Below are 16,978 nucleotides of genomic sequence, written 5' to 3'. Positions count from 1 at the left end.
TTTTTTTAATCTTATTTAGTATAGAACTCGGCAGGAATCAGCTCGAGTTCGATACCGCGATTATCGCGCGGTTGCTCCAGCAAAAGGAATGGGACAACGCAGCCTTCTTCCAGCCGCTTATCCGGCAGCAATGCCTGATTGTCCACTGCAAAAGTAGCACACCAGAGGTCGGCACCATCGGCAAGGGTATCGCCTAATTTATACCCGAAAACACTTTGATGGTCGCGCAAAGCTTTTATCAGCCTTTTGCAATCTTCGGGCACCTGGTCGCGCTCGTTCATCTCGTCTATTCTGTTGGCTGTTTCGTTCAGCCATTCGGCATTGTATATGTGTTGCGCGTCGAGGGCAAAGACAACGACCATTGCTTTGTAGCCTCCGTCGGCAGATTTCCACAACTCGTTGTGTGCCTGAACGACCGCTCCATATACCAAAGGGGCATCGACCATCAGCGCGCGTTTCTTTTCCGAGAGTTTGTTGAGCGTCATCATTTTGGTCACGAACTCGCTGTCGATGTCGCGCGGCGTAGCTTTGTAGGCATCCAGCCCCGCATAATCGAGCATAGCAAGATAAGCCTCTCTTTCAGCTTTCTCACGAGCAATACGTTCTTCATACTTTTTGCGGTATTCGGTCATGTCGCAACCCTGTCTCTCGAGGTTTTCGATATCTTCGAGCGTCATGTTTTCCTCCCAGTTCTTCTGAACGTCCGAGGAGGTTGTGCCTCCGAATGCATTTAACAGTGAATCAAAAAATCCCATAAATAGTTTGTTTTAATATGTTTGTAAATAAAAATAATTCCGTCCTTAAAAGTATATATTTTTTTTCAGCAGACAAATAAGAGGACGTTTTTTTATATCGTCCAGCCACTCTGATTATACAAAAAAACAGAAAGGGAAACAAGCTCTCCCCTTCTGCCAAACGTTTTAATTATAAAAATGTAGTAGCTTATCTATTTCTCTCCAATGTTGTATTTAGCAGTGCTTCCAAATCGCCGAGGCTTATTTTTATTATCGAAGACTGGATGGCAAACGGTGTACCAAACAGGTCATAGTCCTGCATCAGATTTTGGGCATTACACGCATCAAGGCGTTTCAGGTATTTCTCGGGCGAATGCAGATGAATCAGTAATACACGAAGGACTCCCGCCTGCGATATACTTATATGCGATATATCAGCCCATTCTATTAGTCCGGCGCTTCGTTTCTTCGTATTATCGATAATGCCGTCTCTATCGATGATTATGGCCGGCGTTTTGTCAAACATCTTTTTGATGATAACTACCATCCCCAACAGGGCGAGTAAGCCCCCCAGAGCCATAATTCCTTTTTCGACGGATGTCAGGCCCGACATGAAAAGGAACATTGCTATTATGAGGATAACAATACTCAAAAGCACGGTAAGCCCAAAAACAAGTTTCGTTTTACTAAACGATATTTCTATTCTCTCTGTCATCATTCCATTTATTCTACAATGTACGAACTGGCATCGCTTATATATCTCAATTCCTCATTTAACCTGTCCATCGCTGCATTAAACGACGTCTCGTCGCGGTTAGGGTTGTAGTCTGTGCTACACCCCTCGATCATTTCACCCCGAATCTTGAAATGGAATTGCTGGTTGAATCTCGCTTCGGACTGTAGGATATCAGTCGAAGTGGCAATCGTCTCGTTCCATTTTTCAGCCATTTCTTTCATATAATTATTCGCAACCTCGCAGTCGGACATCATTTCCTCTACAGGAAATTTATATGGCGGCAACTCGTTCAGCTTCTTTGCATTGGCAGGAAAGACAATACCCGGAGGAAGCTCTTCGGCAAAAGCGTTCCTATAATCCTCCTCCCTGTATATTTTATGGAATACATGATATCTGCCGGGGTAGCTCGTACCCACTTCCGTTTTGGCTTCCTGATTCAGTCCGAACGACCACTGATGGTGGTTCTTCTCGATGAAAAGGCTATTCACCACCTTCACAGGTAGCATCACTGCCCCTACATCCGATTTATACTCGTGGCTGTTCTCCGCATAAATATCATCTGTTCCCTTGATATTGTAATTCTTCTTCACATAGATATAAGCATGCAACATATAGTTGGAAAGCGTAGGATTCATTATCGTAACAGACTTGTTGCCACTTACTTTGGTGACAAAATTCACCGAGCTGCCGTCGTATGTCAGTGTATGCTTGCCTTTCGACAGTTTTATCGTGCGCGAGCTATCAGCGGGAATTGTATAGTCTTTGTCGTCTATATTAATAACAATATCCTTATCCAGCGGATTGTCTACCAGATAGCCCCATCCCGGACCGAGATTTTCTACACAGGAAGTGAAAACTAAGATGAATGTTGCGACCAATAATGGTAAGATTACTTTTGTATTCATTGCTTTTGTTCTATAATTGTTTAACGTTTTTCTATCTCTATGCGATCTTCTTTCAGCCTGAAAGTGATGATATGCTGGACATCCTTTTCCGAACTTACGCTGGATACCTCTTGCGTAACACCTGTCCTTCGCCTTGTTCTTGTTCTGGATACCGAAACATGCGAAACATTATACTGCCACACATCGGGGTGCGAAGTATCGTCTGATTCCGGCTTCAACTCTATCTCAAAAGAATACACAGGCAATCCGTTCTCCACCGCATACCTCAACCCTAAGAGGCTCTTATATGTATACTTCTCGGGTATCTGCTCCTTTATTTCGTCGAGACGGGCAATAGCAGCAGGCAAATCAGGCCTGTAATCATACGATTTACCTGTTACTCCATTTTTCGGATTCGTAGGATAGCCACGGAAAGATAATTCGGCAAAACGTCCTCCTTCCGAATAGATATATTCCGCCATATATTTTATGGTTGTGTCGGGAGAGACGGCGGAGATTTTCATTATTTTAAAATAGCCGACTTTATCGGGGCCGTCATAGCCATAATCCTTACTCGAAATATCGACTTCTGCAATATCGAAGCCCTTACTCATAACGGTATCGACCTGCTGTTGCAATTCATCTATCAGGTCGGCGCTTTCCATCCTCGTATCGCACGAGGAGAAAAGAAGGACTATAAACAATGATAAAAGACTTATATATTTCATTTGTTCGAGTTATTTTTTTGTCCGGGTATTCCCCGAAGAAGGCATCTCAACCCGCCCCGTTTCGGAAGTCACAATTGTGTAGGTAGCGCTGTCGCCTGTTGCCGGGCGCGTAGGCGTAAAAGGCTCGTCACTATCCCGGAGAAGCGATTGCATCCTTTCCTTGCTTGGTTCTGGCAGCGGTCCCATATCCTGCATGAGTTGCTCTTTTCGGGCTTCCCTTATCTCCCTGTCGCGGAAAAAATTTTTGAGGCCTACTTTTATCAGAAACAGCCCGACAGTCAGAATAATGCTGACAAGTACCCCTTTCTTAGAGATCCCGAAAGCTATCCGCGAAGTATTGTTATGTCTATTGTCCATTTCTTGTGTTTCTTTTCTATTGTTTCAACAGCCGAAGATAAGCCGTTCCGTAATACAGCATCCATTTTGTAGACGAAACACCCTTTTTTGGCAGACAAAACGGGTTTTATCTGCGACAAAAAAAACAGTAACAAGGTTTCCCCTGTTACTGCTTCTATTGTAAACAAATGTTTTTTAAGAACTAAGCCTGAGCTTCTGCGTCATTTCCGTAAGATGCATCATTCGCCAGGCGCAGGTAACTCTTATAACGCCATAGAGCGTTTTCCTGAGCTGCACCGTAAAGCTCTTGTGCCTCTTTCGGATTCGACTTCTGAAGGGAAGTATAGCGTACCTCACCAGCCAAGAAATCCTGGAATTTAGACCAATCCGGCTCTTTGCTGTCCATCGTGAATGGATTCTTTCCTTCTTCTTCCAACATCGGGTTGTAACGCCACAAATGCCAGTATCCGCATGCAACTGCATTCTTTTCCTCATCCTGCGCATGTCCCATTCCGCGGCGCAAACCGTGGCTGATACATGGAGAGTAAGCAATCACCAATGAAGGGCCTTTGTACTCTTCGGCTTCTTTGAATGCTTTGAGACATTGTCCCTGATTAGCACCCATAGCCACCTGCGCTACATATACATAGCCGTAGGTAGTAGCAATCATACCGAGGTCTTTCTTACGGACTTTCTTACCGGCAGCAGCAAATTTAGCTACGGCAGCAACCGGAGTCGATTTAGACGACTGTCCACCCGTATTGGAATATACCTCCGTATCGAGTACAAGGATATTGATATCTTCGCCCGAAGCAATGACGTGGTCTAATCCACCGAAACCGATATCGTATGCCCAACCGTCTCCTCCGAATATCCAGATAGAACGTTTGATGATATATTGTTTCAACGAGTAGATTTCTTTGCAATATTCACAAGCACCTTTCTCTTTTTCGAGCAAAGGCATAATTTGTGCGTGCAATTCTTTTGTCTTTTCTGCTTCGTCTTTGTTTTCGATCCATTCTTTATACAATGCTTTCAGTTCAGGCGAGCACTTGTCGCAATCCTGAACCTGCGTCATCAGTTTCACCAAACGGTTACGCATTGAGATGTTTGCCAAAGCATATCCCAGACCGAACTCTGCATTGTCCTCGAACAAGGAGTTAGCCCAAGCCGGACCTTTACCTTCTTCGTTGGTTGTGTACGGAGTAGCCGGAGCCGAACCGCCATAGATAGACGAACATCCTGTGGCATTGGCAATCAACATGCGGTCGCCGAACAATTGTGTTGTCAACTTCACGTATGGAGTTTCACCACAACCCGAACATGCACCCGAGAACTCGAACAATGGAGTCGCGAACTGAGAGTTTTTCACGTTCAACTTAGTATCAACCAAGTGCGCTTTGCTCTTCACTTCTTTCACCATGAAATCCCAAGTTGGCTGCTCGTGATATTGTGTTCCAATTTCAACCATTTTAAGGGCAGAATTACCTTTCTTGCCCGGACAGATGTCGGCACAGTTACCGCAACCAAGACAGTCTAAGACATCCACTTGGATTTTGAATGCCATGCCTTCGAACTGTTTACCTTGAGCTTTCAGCAAAGTAATATCCTTAGGTGCTTTTGCCTGCTCTGCTTCATCCAACACAAACGGACGGATAGTAGCATGCGGACAAACATAAGCACACTGGTTACACTGGATACAGTTTTCGGCATCCCACACCGGAACGAATGCTGCCACACCACGTTTTTCGTATTCGGTCGTACCATTATCCCACGTACCGTCTTCGCGTCCTACGAATACCGATACCGGCAGGTCGTAACCGCGTTGCGCATTTACAGGGCGTACCACTTTTTTGATAAACTCAGGAGCATCATCTTCGGCAGGTTTGCCAACGTTGATGTTTGCCCATTCGGCAGGAACGTCTACTTTTTCTACTTCGATACCACGGTCTACGGCAGCGTAGTTCTTATTCACTACGTCTTCCCCTTTACGTCCGTAAGATTTCACAATGAATTTCTTCATTTGCTCTACTGCCAAATCGTAAGGGATTACGTTGGATATCTTGAAGAATGCCGACTGGAGGATTGTATTCGTACGTCCGCCCAAGCCGATTTCCGTAGCAATCTTAGTCGCATTGATGATGTAGAAGTTGATATTGTTTACTGCCAGATATTTTTTTACATGATCAGGCAGGTTATCGCCTACTTCCTCTTTAGACCATACAGAGTTGAGCAAGAACGTTCCGTCCTTTTTCAATCCTTTTGTCACATCATACAAGTGCAGGTACGCAGGTACGTGGCAAGCCACAAAGTTCGGCGTATTCACCAGATATGTCGAGCGGATAGGGTTATCACCGAAACGAAGGTGAGAACAAGTGAATCCTCCCGATTTTTTCGAGTCGTAAGCAAAGTATGCCTGACAATATTTATTGGTATTATCACCGATAATCTTAACGGTATTTTTGTTTGCACCGACTGTACCGTCAGAACCTAAACCATAGAATTTAGCTTCGTAAGTAGTATCGTCTACGGCGATTTCTTCCTTCATCGGAAGCGACTTGAATGTCACATCATCCACGATACCGATAGTGAAGTCGTTCTTAGGCATCGGCAATGCAAGGTTTTCGTATACCGACATAATTTGCGCCGGAGTTGTATCTTTCGACGACAAACCATAGATACCACCCACAATTGTCGGTGCATTCTCTTTGCCGAAGAATGAATCTTTCACATCGAGGTAAAGCGGTTGCCCTGTTGCTCCCGGTTCTTTTGTGCGGTCGAGCACAGCAATACGCTTAGCCGTTTTAGGGATAGCACCCAAGAATGCTTCCACCTTGAACGGACGATACAAGTGAACGGCTACCAATCCTACCTTCTCGCCTTTCGCGTTCAGATAGTCTACCGTTTCGCGGATAGCTTCCGTCACCGAACCCATCGCAATGATAACGCGGTCGGCATCCTCGGCTCCGTAATAGTCGAACAGGTTATACGTACGTCCTGTGATGCGTGAAATTTCTTTCAGGTATTTTTCAACAATCTCAGGCACTGCGTCATAGAATTTATTAGCAGCTTCGCGAGACTGGAAGTAAATATCGTCGTTCTGAGCCGTACCTCTTGTTACAGGCTTTTCTGGATTCAATGCTCTTTCGCGGAATTCGGCCAATGCTTTTTGGTTCACCAGCGGAATCAAATCCTCTTGCTGCATTTCTTCCACTTTCTGTATTTCGTGCGATGTGCGGAATCCGTCGAAGATGTTCATAAACGGAATCCGGGATTCGATTGTCGCCAGATGCGGTACAGCCGAAAGGTCCATCGTTTCCTGCACCGAACCGGAGAAGAGCATGGCAAATCCCGTCTGGCGGGCAGCCATAACGTCCTGATGGTCGCCGAAGATAGACAATGCCTGAGCAGCCAGTGCACGCGCCGATACATGGAACACGCTCGGCAACAACTCTCCGGCAATTTTATACATATTAGGAATCATCAGCAACAAGCCCTGCGATGCCGTATAAGTAGTCGTCAGAGCGCCTGCCTGCAACGAACCGTGAAGAGCTCCCGCAGCACCTGCTTCCGATTGCATTTCCTGTACTTTCAATATCTCGCCGAAGATGTTTTTGCGTCCGGCGGCAGCCCATTCATCTACATACTCTGCCATAGTAGATGATGGCGTGATAGGATAGATAGCAGCCACTTCGCTGAACATATAAGATATATGTGCGGCGGCCTGGTTCCCATCACATGTAATGAATTTCTTTTCCTTAGCCATACTGTTTTTGATTGATATTATTCTAATTCATATTGTTTTATAGTGATCTAAATATAAGAGCTTTATGCTGTTTTGCACGTTTCCGGGCTAATACAAAAAACCGAAAAGCCACAAGGGTATCATCGTTTTCTCGCCTACCCTTATCTTGTCTACGGCGTACACCATATCCGATTTCAGTCTTTCGCGGTCTTTCTGTTTCTTCACCTTGAATTCGTAGCGGTCATCATTTTTTTCGACGATAAAGGTTACTTTCTTTTCACCTTTCGATATTTTGCAATCGCTATGATGCAATTGATTGTAAAGAAAAGTTTCGCACAAATCCTGTTCGCTTACCTCGTTCATTTTCAGCGGAAACATCAGATTTGTATTGTGCATATATACCATATCGGGCTTTTTCGGGAACTCTTCCCCTTCGCGATAGAGCATATTTATCAGCCGGGCGCTTTTGAGGTATTCGAGATAATTGGTTACCGTAGCCCGCGATATTTCGCAATCGACGCTCAACTGGCTGATATTCGGTTTGCCCGGCGAGGACAACGAAACCAGATAGAGCAGCTTCCGCAGCTTGGCCAGATAGGAGTGTTCCACCTGACGGATCGACAACACATCTACTTCGAGCATCATATTGACGGTTTTCAACAGGTTTTCGGAAAAATTCTTCTTCTCCAGAAAAAACGGATAGTAACCGTGATGCATATAAGGCCAGAAATGTTTCAGCGGGTCGACCTGCGAACAGACTTCAAAGGCAATCTTCTGATGATTATTGAGTATCTCGTTCAGCGTATATGCCCTGAAATTCTTTTTGAGCAGGATATTCAAAAATTCCCTGAATGAGAATCCGCGCAGGTTGTACACATCTACTATGGATGCGAGGTCTTTGTCTTCGCCCAGCTTCATCACGGTGGAGACAGTAAAAACAATCTTCAATCCGGGCAATTGCTCGTAACACTGGCGCAATTCGTGCGACCAGTTGGGATATTTATATATCTGGTCGAGCAGCAACGTTTTCCCTCCCCGTGCAGCAAAGTCGCTTGCAAAGTCGAAAATGCTACAAGCCGTAAAATAAAAATGATTCAAATTGATATACAGGCAATCTCTTTTGTCTGCGTCGAAATACTTCTTGGCATATTGCAACAAGAAAGTCGTTTTGCCTACGCCTCGCGTACCTTTTATACCGATGAGGCGATGCGACCAGTCTACCTGCGACATCAACAAACGGTCAATAACAGGTTCCAGGTGCTCGACTAAATATTTATGTGTCCTAAAAAACGATTCCACAAACAAATATTATCATTAGGCCCTACGAAGATATACTTTTTTAGCCTTATTGCAAAGTCAAGTTTACATTTTTACACATTTTTATTTATTGATCTTTTCTATTGTCCAATAAATAAACCTGAAGAAGAAGCTTTCGCTGCCGACAGGTCAATCGTTCTCTTGCCGGAACAAACGACATATCGCAAGGCCGCCACATTCAAAAAAAAGGAGATAACTACCTGTTTAGCATTCCAATTGTTCGCCCCGAATCCGATCAGCATGCCGAAATTTCAGTCTGTTTCCATTTTCCTTCTCCAAAAATGTTAAAATAAAGTTAGAAGCTCTTCCACTCGGTTAAAAGTGTTAAAAATTAGAATATCACATTATGAATTGTATGATTTTTGTCTTTATTTTGATGATAACAAAAACGATAATAATAATATAAAAATATTAGTGACATGAAAAAAATTCTCAAAAGTATTATTGCCCTTGTTGTTGTAGCGCTCGTCAGTGGCGGAGTTGCATGGGGCACATTCCATTACCTCGAAAGCAAGCGGGGGTACGATTCATCATCCGACGTATCGGCCTACGGGCAAATGTTCGGACAAAATGGCAACCTGCATCTGGCAAGCCTGACACAGGCCGGCTATCCCGATTTCACCAAAGCCGCCGAAAGTTCGACACATGCAGTTGTACATATTAAATCTATAATCTCGAAAGGCGACAATCGCCAAGAGAGAATGATCGATCCATTTGAATACTTTTTTGGCAATCCCGGTGGAAGTAGAAATACGCAACCGGCAATAGGCTATGGTTCGGGTGTGATTATATCCAAAGACGGATATGTCATCACCAACAACCACGTAATAGACAACGCCAACGAAATAGAAGTAACGCTCAACGACAACACCAAATACACGGCTAAGTTGATAGGGACAGACCCTACGACCGACATCGCCCTGCTAAAGATAGAAGGAAAAGATTTCCCCTACATTCCGTTCGGAGACTCTGACAACCTGAAAGTGGGCGAATGGGTATTGGCTGTCGGCAACCCTTTCAACCTGACATCGACTGTCACTGCCGGCATCGTGAGTGCCAAAGGCCGTGGCGGGATTGGCGGCGGACAAGAATCCATACAATCATATATACAGACTGACGCTGCCATCAATCGCGGCAACAGTGGAGGTGCCTTAGTCAATACCGACGGACAGTTGGTAGGTATCAATACGGCTATCTACTCGCAAACGGGCGATTTTGCCGGATATGGCTTTGCCGTTCCTATCTCGATTGCCGGAAAGGTAGTTGCCGACCTCAAAGAATATGGTACTGTTCAGCGCGCTGTATTAGGCGTAATGATACAGGATATTTCCGTAGCCAAAGAAGTAAGCCCTGAAAAGACTAAAAACATCAAGGTGACCGAAGGAGCTTATGTAGGAGGATTCGCCGACCGAAGCCCGGCTAAACAGGCCGGCGTGCAGGAAAGCGACGTCATAGTGGCAGTCAATGGCACGAAAGTCCGCAACGTAGGCGAACTGCAAGAGCAAATCAACCGCTTCCGTCCGGGAGATAAGGTAAAATTGGACATCATCCGCAACAATGCCGAAAAGACATTCGATGTGACCCTCAAAAACAGCGAAGGAAGCACCGAAGTAGTGAAAAAGACTGACGGATTGTCAGCTATAGGCGCTGCCTTTATCGACCTCACCGATGCCAAGAAAAAAGACTTAGGCATAAGTTCCGGCGTAGAAGTGGCAGGAGTAGATCGCGGTGGCAAGTTCGCACAGGCCGGCATTCAGAAAGGCTTTATCATACAGAAGATAAACGACCAGGCCGTAAGCTCAGTTAAAGATGTTGAAAACCTAATACAGAAAGCATCCGTAGGGAAAGACAAGGTTCTCTTTATCATCGGACTGAACAGCAATGGAGCACGCCGCTACTATGCGATAGACCTAAGTGAATAATCACTAATTTAAACTAATATCGACGTCCGAATATAAACTAAGTTTTATATTCGGACGTTATCTTTTCATAGCATCAAGGGTTGTGTTACTAAAACAAATTAAAATAATAACAAGCATCTAAGAAGTAAAATATCAAAAAAAGGCCTCAAAAGTCAGCCTTTTTTCGTATATTTGCAAACATTTTTTGGATACAAAACATATATTCTTATATATGAGACAGTTAAAAATCACAAAATCAATTACCAATCGCGAAAGTGCTTCGTTAGACAAGTACCTGCAAGAGATCGGCCGCGAAGAACTCATCACTGTCGAAGAGGAAGTGGAGTTGGCTCAAGCCATAAAAAAAGGCGATCGCAGAGCACTTGAAAAACTGACAAGGGCAAACTTGCGGTTTGTAGTATCTGTTGCAAAACAGTATCAAAATCAGGGTCTCAGCCTACCCGACCTTATCAACGAGGGGAATCTGGGACTTATCAAAGCTGCTGAAAAATTCGACGAAACAAGAGGGTTTAAATTTATCAGCTATGCCGTATGGTGGATTCGTCAATCCATTCTTCAAGCATTAGCCGAACAGTCACGTATTGTACGTCTCCCGCTCAATCAAGTAGGTTCGTTAAACAAAATCAGCAAAGCTTTTTCCAAATTCGAACAAGAGCACGAACGCAAACCGTCTGCCGAAGAGTTGGCCGATGAATTAGATCTTCCGGTTGATAAAATCGCCGACTCGATGAAAGTATCGGGACGACATATATCGATGGATGCTCCTTTCGTCGAAGGCGAAGATAACAGCTTGCTGGACGTATTAGTAAACGACGATGCCCCTATTGCAGACCGCACGTTAATCAACGAGTCGCTGCAGCAGGAAATCGACCGCGCACTATCTACCCTCTCGGAGAGAGAGAGCGAAATCATCAAGATGTTCTTCGGAATCGGTTATCAGGAAATGACACTCGAAGAAATCGGTGATAAATTCCAGTTAACACGCGAACGTGTACGCCAAATCAAAGAAAAAGCAATCAAGCGGCTTCGTCAGAATTCGCGCAGCAAATTATTAAAGAGCTATCTGGGATAATCCCCAGCAAAAGCATATAACTTAGAGCCGGATACAAAAATCCGGCTTTTTTATTGGTTGCCAGTCTAACAAATAGATAAAAAAAGAGCAACATTGAATGCTGCTCTTAATATATTTCTTTTTTTCGAATCTTCCGGTTATCGTATCCTATCTAACGAGCGCACCAGCTTCTCGTCTTTCTTAATCCGCCCGATAGCCATAAAATTAAGTATCAATGCTACCAGTGGCAATATTATTCCGTAATATGCACCCGAAAACTCCAGCGCCATACGGTTGGAATAGACGTAGAAATAAGCTCCTGCTGCAACATAAAACAGAATAAGCAGAAAAGCGGTCAACATCCCCAATTTAATCTGCAATTTGCGCTTCTTGAACAGGAAAATATTAATAAATGCCACAAGTGCCGACAGTCCTGCCATAGAAAGAACACCCCATGTAGGCTTCATCAGTTCTCCCGCTTGATATATACCACACGAATACATATCCTGCATCACATTGCCGCTTCCGTGGAGGGAGAGCAACGGGCTGAATGTCGTCACAGCCATCAAGGCTACAACCAGCAGCAGGTATATGGATTGGATACGTTGTAACATTCTTAGATAGTATCTTTTTCCTTCGCCGGATTACGGTAGTAAAGCTTACGGTCAGCGTATTCCTGAATAGCGATAAGCGTTGGTTTAGGCAATTTTTCGTAGTAGCGCGAGATTTCTATCTGCTCACGGTTTTCGAATACCTCTTCCAGGTTATCGTTATAAGAGGCAAACTCCTGCAATTTCTTATCCAGCTCCTGCTTCATATCCACAGAAATCTGGTTAGCACGTTTACCGATAATTTTCACCGTTTCGTAAATGTTGCCTGTATCTTCTGCCAATTTCACAACATTTCTTGTTATCGTATTATTGGCAGCATTAGTTTTTCTGTAATCCATAAATTGATTAATGTATAATTAATTATTTTGTTTTTTCAAATTCAGCTTTCTCCGCTTCAACAGCCTCTTCGGTAACGGCATCGACTTCCTTACCCAGTTCCTGCATAGCTTTGAGGTAGCGTTTTTCGCTTTCTTTCAGGAATTTACCGTTCGGGTAAAGGTTTTTATAGTTGAAATGCTCGTCAATCACTTCGTAGAAGCGAGCCTGCTTTTTCTCGTCGATACTGTTTAGTGCCTCTTCGAACTTAGAACGGAGAATCAATATCTGAAACTCCTCTGCATAAGCCGAAAACGGATAATTTTTCAATGCTTCGCGCGCTGTTATGGCACATGATTCGTAATTGTTGCCCATATACGTTCCCAAATTATAGTACAAACGGGCAGACAAAAATTCTTTGTAAGCCAGCTTTTCCTGCAATTCGAACATCCTTTCCTGCGCTAATTGGGCTTTATCGCTCTGCGGGAAGTATTCGAGGAAATCCTGGAATCCCTGAATGGCCTTAATCGTATTCGTCTGATCCAGACGAGCATCGGGCGAATCGAGGTATAATGCATCAGCCGCATTGAAACGGGCTAACTCGACATACTCTCCACGCGAAAACCGGTTGAAATACTGGGTATAATAATATGTAGCTGTCGTATAATCCTTGTCGAAGAAGTAAGATTGTGCCAGCAGGAACATAATCTCCTGTTCCTTAGGCGACCCCACATAAGTGGTCATTATACTTTCGAGCAAAGTTATCGTACGCCCGTATTTTTTTTCATCAAAGTATTTTTTGGCATATTCATACCTCAATTCCGCATCATTACTTTTGAGTATCTTATTATACTCTCCGCACGAAAGCAGCAAGGTTGCCAGTAAACATGTACAGAATAATTTAATCTTCATTCCTATGCCAAAATTAGTTTGCAAATTTACACAAAGCATTTATAATTTGAAAATAAACTTTTATAATAATACCTATTTTCCTGAATATATTTCAATTAAAACATCGAAACCACCCGTCTGACTGCTGCCACGAAGGCATCTATCTCGTCGCGGGTATTGTAAAATGCAACCGAAGCCCTGACCGTTCCCTCTATGCCTAATGCCTCCATCAGCGGCTGGGCACAGTGGTGTCCCGTACGCACGGCAATGCCCATCTTGTCGAGTAGCATGCCCATATCGTAGTGATGAATATCGTTGACCAGAAAAGATATGGCGGATGATTTGCGGACAGCCGTGCCATATATTTTCATCCCGTCGATTTTCATCAGTTCGGCCGTGCAATATTGTAATAACTCATCTTCGTACTGTTTTATTGAGTCGAGCCCGATATTTTTTACATATTCCAGTGCTTTCCGCAAAGCGATGATACCGACATAGTCGGGTGTACCGGCTTCGAACTTGAATGGTAACTCATTGAATGTCGTCCCTTTAAAAGAGACATGACCGATCATTTCTCCCCCACCCTGATAAGGCGGCATCCGGTCGAGCCATTTTTCCTTTCCGTACAAAACGCCTATCCCGTTAGGCCCGTATATTTTGTGCGACGAGAACACGAAGAAGTCGCAATCCAGTTGCTGCACGTCTATTGTCTGATGCTGAATAGATTGCGCCCCGTCGATCAATACGGGAATATCATGCTTGTGTGCTATTGCAATAATCTCCTCTATCGGATTAACCGTCCCCAACACATTGGAAACGTGCATAATGGAAACTAATTTGGTTTTCGGGTTTATCAGCTTCTCGAACTCGTCGAGCTTCAACTCGCCGCGCTCATTAATTGGGATAACACGCAACTTGATACCCTTGATTGTTTCCTGCAACTGCCACGAAACGATGTTGGCGTGATGCTCCATTTCGGAGATAATGATTTCGTCGCCCTCGCTGCAAAATTGCTGGCAGAAGCTATGCGCCACCAGATTGATGGATTCGGTCGTTCCTTTCGTGAAGATTATTTCTTTCGTCGACGGCGCATTGATAAAGGAACGTACCGCCTCGCGGGTAGCCTCCATCGCATCGGTCGCCTGTTGGCTGAGCGTATGCACCCCCCGATGCACATTCGCATTCAGCGTAGTATAGACGCACTCTATCTCATCTACGACACAACGGGGCTTCTGTGTAGTAGCGCCGTTATCGAGGTAAATCAGTGGTTTACCGTATATTTTTGTAGAAAGGATAGGAAAATCCGCCCTTATTTTATTCACATCCAACATATTGTATCTATTAACCCTTCCAAGCACCTCACAGGGGAGGTTTTTATTCCCCCTCTTATAAAGAAGGCTGGAAAGGTGTTTTTTTCTCGTAACCTGTAGCTATAATTTACTTGCAAACGGCACAATTACCGCAGCGGGCTTTTTCGCCCCTGAAGCGCTTCTCTACCAAATCGGCAAGCCTCACTTTCAGGCTGTCGATGCGTACATGGTCGAGTACGTCGGCCGTAAAGGCCTGTATCAGCATCAGACGGGCTTCTTCTTTAGAGATGCCTCGCGCGCGCATATAAAACATCGCTTCCTCGTCCAACTGCCCCGTAGTCAGCCCGTGCGAACACTTCACATCATCGGCGTAAATTTCGAGCTGCGGCTTCGAATACATACGCGCCCCTTCGGATGTACAAAGGTTGTTATTCGTCTGATAGGCCTGCGTTTTCTGTGCGTCCTTCTCCACGAGAATACGACCGCAGAACGAGCCTGTAGCCTCTTCGTCCACCACATATTTGAATAGCTGCGTACTCTGGCAATGCGGCTTGGCATGATCCATAAACACAAAGTTGTCGACCGATTGCTGTTTATCGGCAATCACCATCCCGCAGACATACGCCTCGGCATGCTCGCCGTTCAGTTTCACATGGTAATTGTTGCGCGTAACGCCGCAATTGAGCGTGAGGTTATTTATCAGCACATTCGAACTTTCTTCCTGACGGGTATAGGCGGACGACAAACGCGTCACCTTATCCGAGTTTTCCTCCAGTTCGTAGAAATCGACAATCGCATTCTTCCCCGCAAAGATTTCGGATACCTGTGTCACCAGATATTGCGATTCGTCCATTGCATGGTCGCAAATCAGCAGTTTCACCTGTGCATTGTCTTCTGCTATAATCAGGATGCGGCGCGATACTATCGCATTCATATTGCTTTTCAACACGTTTATCAACTGGATAGGCTTTTCTATCACCACATTTTTGGGGATATAGATAGCAAAACCGTCCTGCGCAAACAGGGTATTAAAAGCGACCACACCATTATCGTCCATATCGGCAGCCTGCGCATAATAGCGGGCGCATACATCAGGGTGTTTCTCGGCAAATTCCTTCAAACCGCCTACGAATACGCCTGTCGGATAGTTCATTTCGGGCAGATAGTCGCCGCTGAACATATCGTTGAGCACATAATAGAGATTGGTAGCCAGATTCGGCACTTCGCAACGAAAAGCAAAATAAGGATTCCCCTTCAATGGCAGGCGGTTGATATTCATACCATAATCGAAAAGGAATTCGGCAGCCACATTCGTATATTTATAGTCTTCCAGTTTATTGGTAGGAAAACCCTTTTCCCTGAAAGCCTCCAATGCCTTATCGCGCTGCCCGTTCAATACAGCAGCCGAATTGGCATCGATTTTATCACGGAATTGGGTAAATATATCGATATATTGTTGTTCAATCATTACTGAAATTCTTTAATAATCCAATCGTATCCTTTCTCCTCGAGCTCGAGTGCCAGTTCAGCCCCCGCACTTTTCACGATGCGCCCTTTGTAGAGCACATGCACAAAATCGGGCTTGATATAGTCGAGCAAACGCTGATAGTGCGTGATGACGATAGTTGCATTATCGGGGCGGCGCAGTTTGTTCACGCCCGAAGCAACGATACGCAAAGCGTCGATGTCGAGCCCCGAATCGGTTTCGTCCAGAATAGCCAATTTAGGGTCAAGCATTGCCATCTGGAAGATTTCGTTGCGCTTTTTCTCTCCTCCCGAGAAGCCTTCGTTCACCGAACGGCTTGCCAGGCTGCTGTCTAATTCTACCAACTCGCGCTTCTCCTTCATCAGTTTCAGAAAATCGCCCGCAGGAAGAGGTTCCAAGCCTTCGTATTTGCGTTTCTCGTTCAGGGCGGCACGCATAAAGTTGGTCATGCTCACACCCGGTATCTCCACCGGATATTGGAAGCTAAGGAACAATCCTTCGCGCGCACGTTCTTCGGGTTCCATATCCAGCAGGTTGTGTCCGCGAAACGTAACCTCTCCTGCCGTCACCTCAAAGTTGGGATGACCTGCCAAGACCGACGCCAACGTACTCTTACCCGCACCGTTAGGTCCCATTATAGCATGAACTTCCCCTTCGTTCACATCCAGATTCAATCCTTTCAGAATTTCCTTGCCTTCTACTTTGGCATGTAGCCCCTTTATATGTAATAACTTAGTCATTCGTTTTTAATTTTGCTTTTAAAATTATGAAACATCCGGCTATGCGGATATGTTTATTACCTTAAAAAAATACAAACACAAATGTAATAAATAAAACGCAAAATAGCCCGTGAAATACGGGCTATTCGATATACTTTCGGTCTATCACAGATTGTTATTTTTTATATTTATA

Annotated in this window: 15 protein-coding genes; 2 read left to right on the top strand and 13 right to left on the bottom strand. The window is 44.7% G+C overall.

The features are described 5' to 3' along the window. Positions 1–11 precede the first annotated feature (11 nt). From D0T66_RS03725 to D0T66_RS03695, 7 genes are all read right to left on the bottom strand, one after another. Positions 12–755, bottom strand: coding sequence for a hypothetical protein (locus tag D0T66_RS03725; RefSeq protein WP_163355734.1), 744 nt, complete (start codon positions 753–755; stop codon positions 12–14). A 187-nt stretch (positions 756–942) separates the two neighbouring features. Further along, the gene (locus D0T66_RS03720) at positions 943–1,452 is read right to left on the bottom strand and encodes an STM3941 family protein (protein ID WP_163355732.1); all 510 of its coding nucleotides are present in this window, start codon (positions 1,450–1,452) and stop codon (positions 943–945) included. A gap of 5 nt (positions 1,453–1,457) precedes the next feature. Next, a complete protein-coding gene (locus D0T66_RS03715) occupies positions 1,458–2,375 on the bottom strand; it encodes a hypothetical protein (RefSeq protein WP_163355730.1) in 918 nt (305 codons plus the stop codon). A gap of 20 nt (positions 2,376–2,395) precedes the next feature. Next, on the bottom strand, positions 2,396–3,082 hold the full coding sequence (locus tag D0T66_RS03710) for a hypothetical protein (RefSeq protein ID WP_163355728.1): 687 nt from the start codon (positions 3,080–3,082) through the stop codon (positions 2,396–2,398). A 9-nt stretch (positions 3,083–3,091) separates the two neighbouring features. Then, entirely contained in the window at positions 3,092–3,439 is a 348-nt protein-coding gene (locus D0T66_RS03705) for a hypothetical protein (RefSeq protein WP_163355726.1), read from the bottom strand. Between the two features lie 181 nt (positions 3,440–3,620). Further along, complete coding sequence (gene nifJ, locus D0T66_RS03700; protein WP_163355724.1) at positions 3,621–7,184, bottom strand: pyruvate:ferredoxin (flavodoxin) oxidoreductase; 3,564 nt, start codon at positions 7,182–7,184, stop codon at positions 3,621–3,623. Positions 7,185–7,271: 87 nt separating this feature from the next. Continuing rightward, on the bottom strand, positions 7,272–8,462 hold the full coding sequence (locus tag D0T66_RS03695; protein ID WP_185154813.1) for an AAA family ATPase: 1,191 nt from the start codon (positions 8,460–8,462) through the stop codon (positions 7,272–7,274). 437 nt (positions 8,463–8,899) lie between these two features. On the opposite strand from D0T66_RS03695, the gene D0T66_RS03690 reads away from it, so the two are divergent. Then, positions 8,900–10,402 (top strand): Do family serine endopeptidase, encoded by a 1,503-nt coding sequence (locus tag D0T66_RS03690; RefSeq protein ID WP_163355722.1) that lies wholly within the window; start codon positions 8,900–8,902, stop codon positions 10,400–10,402. A 211-nt stretch (positions 10,403–10,613) separates the two neighbouring features. Further along, positions 10,614–11,474 (top strand): RNA polymerase sigma factor RpoD/SigA, encoded by an 861-nt coding sequence (locus D0T66_RS03685; protein WP_163355720.1) that lies wholly within the window; start codon positions 10,614–10,616, stop codon positions 11,472–11,474. Positions 11,475–11,611: 137 nt separating this feature from the next. Here the strand turns inward: D0T66_RS03685 and D0T66_RS03680 are convergent, their stop codons facing one another. The 6 genes from D0T66_RS03680 to sufC all read right to left on the bottom strand — a co-directional run bounded on the left by D0T66_RS03680 (position 11,612) and on the right by sufC (position 16,806). After that, positions 11,612–12,067 carry a DUF4293 domain-containing protein gene (locus D0T66_RS03680; protein ID WP_163355718.1) on the bottom strand — a complete coding sequence of 152 codons (456 nt, stop codon included), beginning with the start codon at positions 12,065–12,067 and terminating at the stop codon, positions 11,612–11,614. A gap of 2 nt (positions 12,068–12,069) precedes the next feature. Beyond that, the gene (locus tag D0T66_RS03675) at positions 12,070–12,402 is read right to left on the bottom strand and encodes a DNA-directed RNA polymerase subunit omega (protein ID WP_163355716.1); all 333 of its coding nucleotides are present in this window, start codon (positions 12,400–12,402) and stop codon (positions 12,070–12,072) included. Positions 12,403–12,424: 22 nt separating this feature from the next. Then, the gene (locus tag D0T66_RS03670) at positions 12,425–13,291 is read right to left on the bottom strand and encodes an outer membrane protein assembly factor BamD (protein ID WP_163355714.1); all 867 of its coding nucleotides are present in this window, start codon (positions 13,289–13,291) and stop codon (positions 12,425–12,427) included. 95 nt (positions 13,292–13,386) lie between these two features. Further along, positions 13,387–14,601, bottom strand: coding sequence for an aminotransferase class V-fold PLP-dependent enzyme (locus tag D0T66_RS03665; RefSeq protein WP_185154812.1), 1,215 nt, complete (start codon positions 14,599–14,601; stop codon positions 13,387–13,389). 106 nt (positions 14,602–14,707) lie between these two features. Beyond that, complete coding sequence (sufD, locus tag D0T66_RS03660) at positions 14,708–16,048, bottom strand: Fe-S cluster assembly protein SufD (RefSeq protein WP_163355712.1); 1,341 nt, start codon at positions 16,046–16,048, stop codon at positions 14,708–14,710. Further along, positions 16,048–16,806 carry a Fe-S cluster assembly ATPase SufC gene (gene sufC / locus D0T66_RS03655; RefSeq protein WP_163355710.1) on the bottom strand — a complete coding sequence of 253 codons (759 nt, stop codon included), beginning with the start codon at positions 16,804–16,806 and terminating at the stop codon, positions 16,048–16,050. Before sufC ends, sufD begins: the two co-directional genes overlap by 1 nt. Positions 16,807–16,978: the final 172 nt, after the last annotated feature.

Origin of the sequence: Dysgonomonas sp. 25 (assembly GCF_010501075.1) — a bacterium.
GTDB lineage: Bacteria > Bacteroidota > Bacteroidia > Bacteroidales > Dysgonomonadaceae > Dysgonomonas.
Note: the sequence above shows the minus strand (reverse complement) of the source record. Positions and strands in the feature narration are given on the sequence as shown.

Bases quoted from the DNA above. Each gene is read 5' to 3' on its own strand.
- D0T66_RS03725 (WP_163355734.1), bottom strand. From the start codon at position 755: ATGGGATTTTTTGATTCACTGTTAAATGCATTCGGAGGCACAACCTCC.
- D0T66_RS03720 (WP_163355732.1), bottom strand. From the start codon at position 1,452: ATGATGACAGAGAGAATAGAAATATCGTTTAGTAAAACGAAACTTGTT.
- D0T66_RS03715 (WP_163355730.1), bottom strand. From the start codon at position 2,375: ATGAATACAAAAGTAATCTTACCATTATTGGTCGCAACATTCATCTTA.
- D0T66_RS03710 (WP_163355728.1), bottom strand. From the start codon at position 3,082: ATGAAATATATAAGTCTTTTATCATTGTTTATAGTCCTTCTTTTCTCC.
- D0T66_RS03705 (WP_163355726.1), bottom strand. From the start codon at position 3,439: ATGGACAATAGACATAACAATACTTCGCGGATAGCTTTCGGGATCTCT.
- nifJ (WP_163355724.1), bottom strand. From the start codon at position 7,184: ATGGCTAAGGAAAAGAAATTCATTACATGTGATGGGAACCAGGCCGCC.
- D0T66_RS03690 (WP_163355722.1), top strand. From the start codon at position 8,900: ATGAAAAAAATTCTCAAAAGTATTATTGCCCTTGTTGTTGTAGCGCTC.
- D0T66_RS03685 (WP_163355720.1), top strand. From the start codon at position 10,614: ATGAGACAGTTAAAAATCACAAAATCAATTACCAATCGCGAAAGTGCT.
- D0T66_RS03680 (WP_163355718.1), bottom strand. From the start codon at position 12,067: ATGTTACAACGTATCCAATCCATATACCTGCTGCTGGTTGTAGCCTTG.
- D0T66_RS03675 (WP_163355716.1), bottom strand. From the start codon at position 12,402: ATGGATTACAGAAAAACTAATGCTGCCAATAATACGATAACAAGAAAT.
- D0T66_RS03670 (WP_163355714.1), bottom strand. From the start codon at position 13,291: ATGAAGATTAAATTATTCTGTACATGTTTACTGGCAACCTTGCTGCTT.
- D0T66_RS03665 (WP_185154812.1), bottom strand. From the start codon at position 14,601: ATGTTGGATGTGAATAAAATAAGGGCGGATTTTCCTATCCTTTCTACA.
- sufD (WP_163355712.1), bottom strand. From the start codon at position 16,048: ATGATTGAACAACAATATATCGATATATTTACCCAATTCCGTGATAAA.
- sufC (WP_163355710.1), bottom strand. From the start codon at position 16,806: ATGACTAAGTTATTACATATAAAGGGGCTACATGCCAAAGTAGAAGGC.